Source organism: Prevotella amnii DSM 23384 = JCM 14753, assembly GCF_000378745.1.
GTDB lineage: Bacteria > Bacteroidota > Bacteroidia > Bacteroidales > Bacteroidaceae > Prevotella > Prevotella amnii.
Genome location: NZ_KB905311.1, coordinates 1 through 11,600, shown reverse-complemented (window position 1 = coordinate 11,600; position 11,600 = coordinate 1). Strand labels below are relative to the sequence as shown.

The window sequence follows — 11,600 nt, the reverse complement described above, 5'->3', positions numbered from 1 at the left end:
AGAAGGAGAATCCTGTTACTGGACCGAGATTGTACGACGTATGAACACCCAAAAACTCGTTACCACAAAAGGGAAGAACCCGTTAGGTGAAACTATTGAGATGCGCCAATGCAGTAGTCCTTCGAAGCAAGCAAAACAGATATACGATAAGTTGAAATTAAAACACTCACCATTCAAAAAGAATAAAATTTGTAGGACACAGAACTCATAAGAAAAACGAGGAAAGTACGGTAACAGTAACAATTAGGCGAAAGTGGGTGTTAAACTTGGGTTAGGGTAGAGCATATACTAATAATATAAAAAAAATAGGTAAATATCTGCAATGTGCAGTATTTACCTATTTATATGAAAATATTTTATTTATTTGATATCATCGTATGCCCTAAGAGCTTCTTTAAAACGATTATTAACATCTTCGAAAGAATATAGTCCATCTGCATTTTGACTAATTCCTTTTAGTTTTAAAGAGAAAACTTGTGGAGCATGTTGTAAGTCTAATAGAGACATTTTTTGTAGTTGGTCTGTACTTTGATAAACTATATTTACTGCAATATACGCCTTTCCCGTAGCATCTACCCACTTTTCAAAAACTAGTTTAGAACCTATAGGAGTCTTTTTTTCAATAGAATTAGGCAAACTATATTCTTCTACGCCAAGGGCTGCATTAACACTGGCTATGTTTGAATCGTGTCCACAAAGGAAGGTAAATTTCCTTCCTACAGAGTTTAGCTCATCAAACATATATTGTAATAAAGGGTGTGCAACGTTTGCAGCTACAATAGGTGCAGTGAAAAGAACATCTCCATAAACATCTTTAATCTTTGCAATCTTAGTCCAGTCTTCACGACTTATTTTATGCCCAAAAGCAGCTTTCATAGCATCTGGCTCTTCATAATATTGAAGAATAAAGGCATCACTTGCAGAATTAGCATTTTTTAAAGATCCTTTCATACCAGGCTCTTTATTTAGATCAAGTGTAATCTTTGTATCATCATAAGTGAAATCTTTTATTTCACCTTTTTTATAATACTCACTCTGTTTCATATCTAACACCTTTGCAATTAGGGCATAACTTTCTTTTAATTGTTTGTTAATGCCAACTAATCCCTCTTTACCTCCCATAGCATTGATTTGTTTCATAGCTTGCATACGGAAAGCATCACTAGTTTTTGTTAGGCGTGGATTAAAAATTGGATCCATTTTAGAAGGTACAAAGCGGTGATTTACGCTTAAGTTAGCTACAGGCATAAAGCCACTTGAGAAATATTGAGCTGTAGCTATACAACGTTGCATAGAGTTAGCATATAGATTAACCTCATCAATGGTAGGTACATGATTCTCTTTAAATAGACCTGTTTCTACTGTCCATTTGCGGAAAAACTGTCCCATTTCTGTTTCTAAAACACCACCTCTAAGAGTTAATTCACTTGCTGCAGATGTCCAGTTAGTCCACTGATGTGGAGTCATTTTACTAAGTGTTGAGCCGTTAGTAGATAATGGTGAACGAATATTATGGCGAGAAAGGATTACTACTTCTTTTAATTGGTACCTACTCTTAAAGTCTTGTGTGCGCTGTAACTGTGCTAAAGATATTGATGGGCAAAGTAAAGAAAGCGCAAGTAAAAGCAAAAAGGAATTTAGTTTTTTCATTTTTCTTTAATTTGTTATTTGTTGTATTAAAGGAGTCTATATTTTCCATTAGACTCCTTTTTACATAGATAAATGTTAGATCTTAGAATTGGTTATTTTATTGTTAGTGGCATGCCTCTATTTCAGACTATTTTATCTGATAAATATCACATTGTTATATAAAGAAGTATCATATTTTTCTAATACCATTGTACGCTTTGTGAAAAGCTGCTATGCTTGTCGTATTTTAAAGCATCGGTAAGAGTGGAAGCATTGGCACGGAAGGTAAAATTATAAGAAGTGTAAGGAGCTAGTACTACAGAGGCACTCATATTGAAGCAGTGAAGATCGCGTGAGAGGCTGGCAGTAGTCATGCTCAATTTATGATTATCAAAGTCATATCCTGAAGAGAAATTAATATTCCATCCATCACTAATACGTATGTTACCACTAAAATTAAGTGTTTGTGAAAATCTATATGCGTATCGCATCTTATCGTAAAGGAATTTTCCACCTATATCTTCACGCATAGTGATACCATACCCAAAAGTTAGTGACCATGGCATGTTAAAGGTCATATAACCATCTTCATCAGTTGCAGCAATGTTGCTTTCTTGTTTTTTTGCTTTATATTTGCCTTTTTCTAATTTGTCATCAATATTACTATCAATATCTGTATCTGTTTTTCTACGCTCGCTATTGTTATCTTCATCTTTGTTTTTTTGCTCATCGTGACTAAAAAGTTTCTTAATTTTGTCAGGATTAATCGTATATGAGATGTTTTGCGAAAAACCTTGGAAACGTGGCATACGACCAAATGATATTTCGGTATTATTGCTTTGATGTATAGCACCATTTTTATCTACTTCCCAAGCATAAGTGGCAAATTGAGCATTCATGGAGAATGTGTAGCTTTTAGAAAGTTTGAGACGTATACGGGTAGACAGATCTGACCATGGATGTATCTTTGCTGCGGCATTATATGACATGGAAAGTCCCAGTTCGTCAATGAGGCTAATTTTTTTATATCCAGTAGAGTCTTTCTCACTTCGTAGCTTCATTTCAATATTATTGCTAATATCCCATGATAACATTTCAGACTTAGTATTACCAGGAACTCCATAAAGCTCGTTTTTATATGGTGAATATTCAATAAAACTTACATTACCATCAGCATCTGTTTTTTGATAGCTATCCCAATAACCATATTTGCGTGCTCCAAAATTAGGTGAGTAAGAGAAAGATATATTTGGTGTTATGACATGACGAATAGCCATTATTTTAGATCCAAATATTTTTTTATTTGGGACATAAAAACCATATAATTTTGTTGTCATTCCTACGCTAAGACTCCAGTTATAGATATTATGAAAGCCATAAGTAGTATCTGCAATTTCCTTTCTTAAAGAGTTATCCCATGAGCGTGTAACTTTATTGGTATACATGCGATCGGTAAACTGAAAGGACGGAGTTATATTAATGTAGTTAAAAAGGCTGAAGTTGCCTTGTATAGGAATGGTATGTTGAAAAGCATTTTTCCAATCTTTTATAATATTAGAATGTAAAAGGTTATTTTCTTTAGTGTTTATAGAATTAGAGAGTTGTCCTGTATAACTCATTGATATTTTCTCATACCAACGTTCTTTTCCTACAGCATGTTTACGTTTAAAAGGATAAAATCGAGATATAGACAAGTTTATATCAGGTAAAGTAAGAGCTATGGTAGAATCGATCATGTTTTGTGAAAGATTGGCAGTGGTATTTAATGTTAATCCTATGCTTGAAAATCTTGTACTATAGCTAATAGATGATGTTCGTGTACTTTGTGTAAGTGCCTGCGGATTGTACATACTATAAAGATTGTTACGTTCGTATGATGAAGAGGCAAAGTTTACACTTGCAGATAGAGAGTTAAAAGGATTTGCTTTTGAGTCCTGACGATGATTCCATTGTAGCTTGAAACTTTCTTGACGAGAGTAGTCAGGGAAGCCCTTATCTCCCAATCTTGTGTCTTGGTAGCTAAAGAGGAACGAACCTGAATATCTATACCTCTTGCGATAGTTAGAAGCAGCACTTATACCCCATGAACCTTGAGTATATATCTCGCCTAAGAGTTTTAAATCCCATTTATCATTGATGGCAAAATAATATCCTATATCACGTAGATAGAACCCGCGCGTATATTCTTCACCATAGCTGGGCATAATAAGTCCCGAAGAGTATTTTTTCGAAAACGGAAAAAAGCCATATGGTATTGCTAAAGGAAGTGGCACATCAGCTACTACAAGGTATGCAGGACCGAAGACAACATCTTTTCCCGGACGAACTTTAGCGCGAGAAAGTGCGATGTAGAAATCTGGGTGGGGTTTGTCGCAAGTTGTATAACGACCATGTTGCAGGTAAACTATACCTGTAGAGTCGCGCTTGCCCGTTTCTCCGCTTAAATATCCTTCTTCTTGATGAGTATAAATATCTTTTATTATTCCTTTCTTCGATTTAAAATTGAAGGCCATTGTGTCTGTTTTATACTCATCATTTCCCATGTTAAAGATAGGTTTACCTTTTATCCCTCCTTTAGAAGTAGAATCTACACTACCAGTAGCACGTACAAGTGAGTTGTTTAAATCCATAGAGATTTTATCACTTTGTAATTTCATGTTTTCATAGTCTACTTTTGAGTTGCCATAAAGATGAGCTATTCCTGTATTGGTATTGTATACTATAGAGTCATCTGCGGTATAGTAAACAGGGGCATCTATAGTTTTTGAACGTAATCGCATAATACTATCGGCACGAATAGAGTCGTCTACAGCTTTATTATGTAGGTAAATGGAATACTGCAAAGAGTCCATTTTTGTTGTATCTATTTTTGGATCTTCTTTCTTTGTTGATGATATATTATTATTTATACTTGTTTTAGGGTATAAAACACTATCTATGGGTACAATAATAGGTTTTGTCGTGTTAGAGATATTTCTAAGCGACAAAGGCATATTTATTTTTGCCATTGCTATGGCTATGGTAAAAATAAACAGAGTTATAATAGTCTTATTCCTCATGATCTTTAGCATGCAAATTTACATAAATCCTATTGAAAAATGAGGACGTTTCGCTGTTTTTAACGTTTTAAGATTTATTAAAGGATTATTATGTAAAGAAAAAGATTGCATTTTTATGTTGAATATTATTGCTGTTTGGTAAAACTCCAAAAAGTATAAATATCTTCCCCGAAGCCCCGTAAAAAAGGACTTCTGAGATAAATCTTTCAAATATAAGATCCCTAATCGAAAAGACTTGGTTCTGGCGGCGCTTTTTGCATCTCCTTTGCAAGGAAATTATTCCATGTTTTTCTCGAGATTTTCCATGAATGCAATAAAATAGATGTAGTACATGAGCATAATTAGTGCCATGGTAACAATCTGCGAAAAAGCACGGTATCTCTTGATGCTTCTTGATAGAATTGTTATCAGCAGATTCGCAATCAAGACCACATATATCTGTATTTGTATGGCATTGGCGCTATACCCATAGAAGAGAAATGAAGTGAGAAGTTCTGTTTAAGCTATTTGTACAACGACTCAATAGCACTATCTTAGTATGATAATATCTCGTAGAGATGATTAAAAATATAATGGACATTTGAAGCCAAATGTCCATTATACTTAAAATATATTTTTTTAATAAGCGAATAAAGGATACTCCTTCATAGTTTCATTTACTTTAGAACGAACATTTGTTATTGTTTGTTCATTTTCCGGATCAGAAAGTACTTTATCAATAAGTTCTGCTATAAGTACCATTAAGTCTTCTTTAGCACCACGAGTAGTAATAGCAGCAGTACCAAGACGTATACCAGATGTTTGGAAAGCAGATCTTGTGTCGAAAGGCACCATGTTTTTATTAACTGTTATGTCAGCAGCAACAAGTGCATTCTCTGCGACCTTACCCGTAAGATCAGGATATTTTGTGCGGAGGTCAAGTAGCATAGAATGATTATCAGTACCTCCGGAAACTATTCCATATCCACGCTTAATAAGCTCTTCTGCTAAGATAGCTGCATTTTTCTTTACCTGTAGAGCATAATTTTTCCAATTAGGTTCAAGAATTTCACCAAAGGCAACAGCCTTGGCTGCAATAACATGCTCTAAAGGACCACCTTGATTACCTGGGAAGACGGCGGAGTCTAATAATTGAGACATCTTTTTTACTACACCTTTAGGAGTGGTGTACCCCCAAGGATTATCAAAGTCTTTCCCCATCATAATAACTCCTCCACGTGGTCCACGAAGGGTTTTATGTGTAGTAGTAGTAACAATGTGGGCATATTTAACAGGATTTTCAAGCAAGCCAGCAGCTATTAAGCCAGCAGGGTGAGCCATATCAACCATAAAGATAGCCCCTATCTCATTAGCCACTTTGCGAATACGTGCATAATCCCACTCTCTACTATAAGCAGAAGCTCCTGCTATTATCAGCTTAGGCTTATGTTTATAAGCAAGAAGCTCAAGATTATCATAATCTACACGTCCAGTATCCTTATTAAGCTGATAACCTATATGGTGATAAAGGATTCCGGAGTTATTTACAGGACTACCATGTGAGAGATGTCCTCCATGGTTAAGGTCTAGACCCATAAAGCAGTCTCCTGGTTTTAAAACAGCTAAAAGAACAGCTTGATTAGCCTGTGCCCCAGAGTGAGGCTGTACATTTGCCCAACATGCACCGAACACTTTTTTAACACGTTCTATACAAAGTGTTTCAACTTCATCTACTACCTGACAGCCACCATAATAACGTTTTCCAGGATACCCTTCTGCGTATTTGTTGGTAAGACATGAACCCATAGCAGCCATTACTTCATCACTAACAAAATTTTCTGATGCGATAAGCTCAATACCTTTTAATTGGCGTTGATGTTCTTTTTCGATAAGATTAAAAATAGTAGTATCTTTTCTCATAAGTTATATAAAATGTTTAGATAAAAAGCCATATATTAAAGATTAACCTTAAACGGCTTTAGAGTTAATAGATCTGCTGCAAATATACGAAAACTACTTTAAGTAAATACATACTTTTTGGAATAAAAAGATAAAATTTTATAGTTTTTTATACAAATTGATATTATCTTTGTGGAAGAAAAATGAAAATAGATGAATAATTCTCTTAATATAGCTATTGTAGGTGGTGGAGCCGCAGGCTTTTTTACTGCAATAACAGCTAAAAAAAACTTTCCAGAAGCTAATGTAACTATATTTGAGAAATGTAATAAGGTATTAGCAAAGGTAAAGGTTACAGGAGGGGGGCGTTGCAATCTTACTAATACTTTTATTCATGTTACAGACATGAAACAAGTATATCCACGAGGAAGTAAGATGATGAAGCACCTTTTTAAGTTGTTTGACAACAAAGCTTGTATGCATTGGTTTAGCAAACATGGCGTTCCTCTTATTATACAAGAGGATCAGCGAGTTTTTCCTAAAACTCAAGATTCTCGTACTATAATGGAAGTACTTTTAAAAGAAGCAAATAGATTAGGGATAAAAGTCATTGTAAGTAAACAAATAGTATCGTTAAAACAGAATAATGATGGATTATTTTGTCTTACATTTGTTGATCGTTCAGAGATTTTTTTTAATAGAGTAGCCATTACTACAGGTGGTGCTACAATATCACACCAGTTAGATTACCTAAAGATGTTGGGACATACTATTGAAAAGCCTATTCCGTCTCTTTTTTCTTTTAAAATAGAGGAAGAAAGATTCTTAAAACTTAAGGGTACTGTGGTTCCTCTGGTGGTGGTAAGCATACAAGGTAAAAAACTACATGCAGTGGGAGATCTGCTTATTACACATTGGGGAGTAAGTGGTCCTGTTATTTTAAAACTTTCGTCTTATGCTGCTAGGTTTTTAGAAGAAAATCATTATAAAGCACAAATAGCCATTAGTTGGGTAGGAGATAGGTCTCGCAAGGAAGTAGAAGCTACAATACATAAAATAATTAAAGATAATCTAAAAAAGCAGTTAAATAGTATTCGCCCCTTTAATCTTACTTCTAAACTATGGCTATATATTATTAATAAAGTAGGGTTAGATCAAGTAAGGTTGTGGAGTGAATTAGGTAAGAAAGGTTTTAATAGGGTAGTAGAAGTGTTATCTAACGATGTTTATACTATTATAGATAGAGGTACATATAAAGATGAATTTGTTACTTGTGGTGGTATAAGTTTAAAGTCGATAAATCAAAACACACTTGAAAGCAAGAGTTGTCCAGGTCTTTTTTTTGCAGGTGAAATCCTTGATGTAGATGGTATTACAGGAGGATTTAATTTACAAGCAGCTTGGACAATGGGATATACTGTAGGGCAGTATATAGGAATAAAAAATAATAAATAATAAAAATAATTACTTTGTATAAATGTGATAGTATGAATATATTTAAAGAATTAAGAAGAAAGAACCACCCACGAGTATTGGGAGCTATTGATATTTTTAAGTACATTGGTCCTGGTCTGCTTGTAACAGTAGGATTTATAGATCCTGGTAATTGGGCTAGTAACTTTGCAGCAGGCTCTGATTTTGGTTACACTTTATTATGGGTAGTAACACTATCTACTATAATGCTCATTATTTTACAACATAATGTAGCCCATTTAGGTATTGTAACAGGTTTATGTTTAAGTGAGGCAGCAGTGAAATATTCACCAAAATGGTTGGGAAAGCCTATTGTGGTAAGTGCTTTTTTTGCGAGTATATCTACTTCTTTAGCAGAAATTTTAGGTGGTGCAATAGCTTTACAAATGCTTTTTGGTATAAGTATTCCTAATGGGGCATTGTTAACTACAATAGCAGTACTTATAATGCTTTTTACTAATAGTTATAAGCGTATGGAAAAGGCTATTATAGGCTTTGTATCAATGATAGGTTTATCTTTTTTATATGAGCTTTTTTTAGTAGACATACCTTGGCCAGAAGCTCTTAAAGGTGCGTTCTTACCTTCCGTTCCTCAGGGTTCTCTTATGATAATAATGAGTGTGTTAGGTGCTGTTGTAATGCCTCATAACTTGTTTTTACATTCAGAGATAGTACAGAGTCGTGAGATTAATATAAAAGGTGATGAGCGCATAGAACGTATGTTGAAATATGAGTTTTGCGATACTTTGTTTTCGATGATAGTGGGCTGGGCTATTAATTCTGCAATGATACTACTTGCTGCTAGTACTTTCTACACTCATGGTAGTCATATCAATGAGTTGGCACAAGCACAAGCACTTCTCACACCATTACTTGGTAATAATGCTGCAAATATTTTTGCTATAGCCTTGTTATTAGCAGGTGCATCAAGTACTATAACCAGTGGTATGGCAGGAGGTAGTATCTTTTCAGGATTATTTAGTGAACCATATAATGTAAAAGATATACATTCTATAATAGGTGTTTTACTTTCGTTAGGTATTGCTTTATTAATGATTTTCTTTATAGGTAATCCTTTTAAAGGATTGATAATTTCACAGATGATTTTATCTATTCAGTTACCTTTTACAATGTTTTTACAAGTAAGTCTAACTTCTTCTAAGCATGTAATGGGAAAGTATGTAAATGAGAATAGTACTACTATATTATTATATTTTTTAGCAACACTTGTATCTGCTTTAAATATTTGGTTACTAATAGAAGCTATATAACGAAAAATTTTAGTAAGTTTGCATCACAATTAATAACTAAAATTATGAAGAAAATATTTACTATTCTTTTGTTTGGACTAATTCTTCAGACAAATGTATTTGCCTCTAAAGTGCAACGACCAAAATTAGTGATAGGATTAGTAGTAGATCAAATGAGATGGGATTACCTTTATTACTATTACACCGACTATTGTAATAATGGCTTAAGACGATTATTAGATAATGGGTATAGCTTTGCAAACACACAGATTAGCTATTCTCCTGCAGTTACAGCAGTAGGGCATTCTTCTATATTTACAGGAACAGTACCTGCTATTCATGGTATAGCAGGTAATTACTTTTGGCAAAAAGACAAATTAGTATATTGCTGTGAAGATGACAATGTACAAGGTGTTGGTAGTACAGGTAAAGAAGGAAAGATGAGCCCTCAACGAATGCTAACCACCACTATAGGAGATGAGCTTCGTGTTTCTACTGATTTTCGTTCACGTGTTTTTGGTGTATCACTAAAAGATCGTGCAGCAATTTTACCAGCAGGACATTCTGCCAACGCTGCCTTTTGGTGGGGAACGAAAGCTGGGCATTTTATTTCATCTACTTATTACATGGGAAAATTACCAGAATGGCTTATAGCCTTTAATGCTACACATAGTAAGCCTTCAGGTTATGATATAAAGACATCTACAGAAGGGGTAACAATGACCTTTGATATGGCTAAAGCAGTTATTAATAATTATAGGTTAGGTAGTAATGGGGCTACAGATATGTTAACGGTTAGTGTTTCTTCTACTGATGCGATAGGACACAAATATTCTACACGAGGTAAAGAAAATAAGCAAGTTTATATGCAATTAGATAAAGATATTGCCGATTTTCTTACTTATTTAGATAAGAACATAGGGAGTGGTAATTATCTTATCTTTTTAACAGCTGATCATGGAGCAGCTCATAATTTTAATTATCTGCGAGAGAATAAGATACCAGCAGGTGGTTGGGATTGGGAAACATCAACTAAAAAACTTAACACACATCTTAAAACTAAGTTTGGTGTTGCACCTGTAATGGGTGAAGATAATTATCAGTTCTTTTTAAATGACTCTATAATAGCAAAAGCTGGATTGAAAAAAGAAGATGTTATAGATGAGTCGGTAGAGTTTTTAAAGCATGATTCACTTATTATGTATGCTTTTGATTATAATAAGTTGGCACAGATTACTATGCCTACAGTTTTGAAAGAGCGTTTGGTTAATGGTTATTTCCGCGATCGTTCTGGTGAGATAGGTATTGTAACTCGTCCTCAGGTGTTTGGAGCTAAAGATGTACCATCTTATCGAGGTACACAGCATGGACAACCTTTCCCTTATGATACTCATATACCATTCCTTCTTTATGGATATAATATACCACAAGGAGAGGATACTGAGGCTATAGGTATAGAAGATATAGCACCTACAATTTGTGCTTTACTTCATATACAAATGCCTGATGGATGTTTAGGTAAACCACGAACATTAAAACATCAAAAAGCGATAAAATAAGCATGCATATTGCAATAGCAGGAAATATAGGAAGTGGGAAGACTACTCTTACAAAGATGTTAGCCAAAAAGTATAATTGGTTGCCTCGTTTTGAGTCAGTGGATTATAATCCTTATCTTGAAGATTATTATAAAGATCTTAAAAGATGGTCATTCCCTATGGAAATTTTCTTTCTTAAAGAGCGTTTTAAGGACTTATTAGAGATAAGTAAGTGTGATAAGCATGTAGTACAAGATCGCTCTATATATGAAGGTGTATATGTTTTTACTGCAAACAATTATGCTATGGGAAATCTAGATGATAGAGATTTTGAAACATATATGGAACTATTTAAAGATTTAACAGATGTAGTAAAAATACCAGATCTAATGATTTATCTACGCTCATCAGTGAGTCATCTCGTGGCAAATATAGAGAAGCGTGGCAGAAGTTATGAACAAAAAATGCCTTTGGGATATCTTGAAAATATAAATAGTCCACCCTTAAAAGCCTAATATTCATCTGATTCATAGTATATTATGCTATAAATTATTTGCAAATATCTGCAAGTTTTTGTACCTTTACATTATAATTCTTGCAGATATTTATGCTTAAACGTACATCCAAACAGCTCTCTTTGTTCTCTTCTTTAGAGGACATGCTTAGTCATCAACATCCCCTTTTCCAACTTAGTAATAAGATTAATTGGGAGTGTTTTGAAAATGCTTTCTCTCCTTTGTATTGCAGCAATAATGGTCGCCCGGCTCATCCTA

The 11,600-nt window shown here is 34.2% G+C and carries 7 protein-coding genes and 2 pseudogenes; 6 read left to right on the top strand and 3 right to left on the bottom strand.

The window, feature by feature from the left end:
• Positions 1-211 (top strand): annotated as a pseudogene (locus F596_RS11630) (IS1634 family transposase); the annotation flags it as partial.
• Positions 212-360: 149 nt separating this feature from the next.
• On the opposite strand, the gene F596_RS0109780 reads toward F596_RS11630, so the two are convergent.
• The 3 genes from F596_RS0109780 to glyA form a co-directional block, all read right to left on the bottom strand.
• On the bottom strand, positions 361-1,650 hold the full coding sequence (locus tag F596_RS0109780) for a histidine-type phosphatase (RefSeq protein WP_008448734.1): 1,290 nt from the start codon (positions 1,648-1,650) through the stop codon (positions 361-363).
• Between the two features lie 179 nt (positions 1,651-1,829).
• Positions 1,830-4,688, bottom strand: coding sequence for a putative LPS assembly protein LptD (locus F596_RS0109775; RefSeq protein WP_019036809.1), 2,859 nt, complete (start codon positions 4,686-4,688; stop codon positions 1,830-1,832).
• Between the two features lie 618 nt (positions 4,689-5,306).
• Complete coding sequence (glyA, locus tag F596_RS0109770; protein WP_019036808.1) at positions 5,307-6,587, bottom strand: serine hydroxymethyltransferase; 1,281 nt, start codon at positions 6,585-6,587, stop codon at positions 5,307-5,309.
• 192 nt (positions 6,588-6,779) lie between these two features.
• On the opposite strand from glyA, the gene F596_RS0109765 reads away from it, so the two are divergent.
• The 5 genes and pseudogenes from F596_RS0109765 to F596_RS11925 all read left to right on the top strand — a co-directional run.
• Positions 6,780-8,021 carry a BaiN/RdsA family NAD(P)/FAD-dependent oxidoreductase gene (locus F596_RS0109765; RefSeq protein WP_019036807.1) on the top strand — a complete coding sequence of 414 codons (1,242 nt, stop codon included), beginning with the start codon at positions 6,780-6,782 and terminating at the stop codon, positions 8,019-8,021.
• Between the two features lie 32 nt (positions 8,022-8,053).
• Positions 8,054-9,310, top strand: a complete 1,257-nt coding sequence (locus tag F596_RS0109760; protein WP_019036806.1) for an Nramp family divalent metal transporter — start codon at positions 8,054-8,056, stop codon at positions 9,308-9,310.
• Positions 9,311-9,354: 44 nt separating this feature from the next.
• Entirely contained in the window at positions 9,355-10,848 is a 1,494-nt protein-coding gene (locus F596_RS0109755) for an alkaline phosphatase family protein (RefSeq protein WP_019036805.1), read from the top strand.
• A gap of 2 nt (positions 10,849-10,850) precedes the next feature.
• A pseudogene (locus F596_RS0109750) lies at positions 10,851-11,321 on the top strand (deoxynucleoside kinase); the annotation flags it as partial.
• Positions 11,322-11,434: 113 nt separating this feature from the next.
• On the top strand, positions 11,435-11,600 hold a 166-nt coding region (locus tag F596_RS11925), incomplete at its 3' end, for a transposase (protein ID WP_019036301.1).

Bases quoted from the DNA above. Each gene is read 5' to 3' on its own strand.
- F596_RS0109780 (WP_008448734.1), bottom strand. From the start codon at position 1,650: ATGAAAAAACTAAATTCCTTTTTGCTTTTACTTGCGCTTTCTTTACTT.
- F596_RS0109765 (WP_019036807.1), top strand. From the start codon at position 6,780: ATGAATAATTCTCTTAATATAGCTATTGTAGGTGGTGGAGCCGCAGGC.
- F596_RS0109755 (WP_019036805.1), top strand. From the start codon at position 9,355: ATGAAGAAAATATTTACTATTCTTTTGTTTGGACTAATTCTTCAGACA.
- F596_RS0109760 (WP_019036806.1), top strand. From the start codon at position 8,054: ATGAATATATTTAAAGAATTAAGAAGAAAGAACCACCCACGAGTATTG.
- glyA (WP_019036808.1), bottom strand. From the start codon at position 6,587: ATGAGAAAAGATACTACTATTTTTAATCTTATCGAAAAAGAACATCAA.
- F596_RS0109775 (WP_019036809.1), bottom strand. From the start codon at position 4,688: ATGAGGAATAAGACTATTATAACTCTGTTTATTTTTACCATAGCCATA.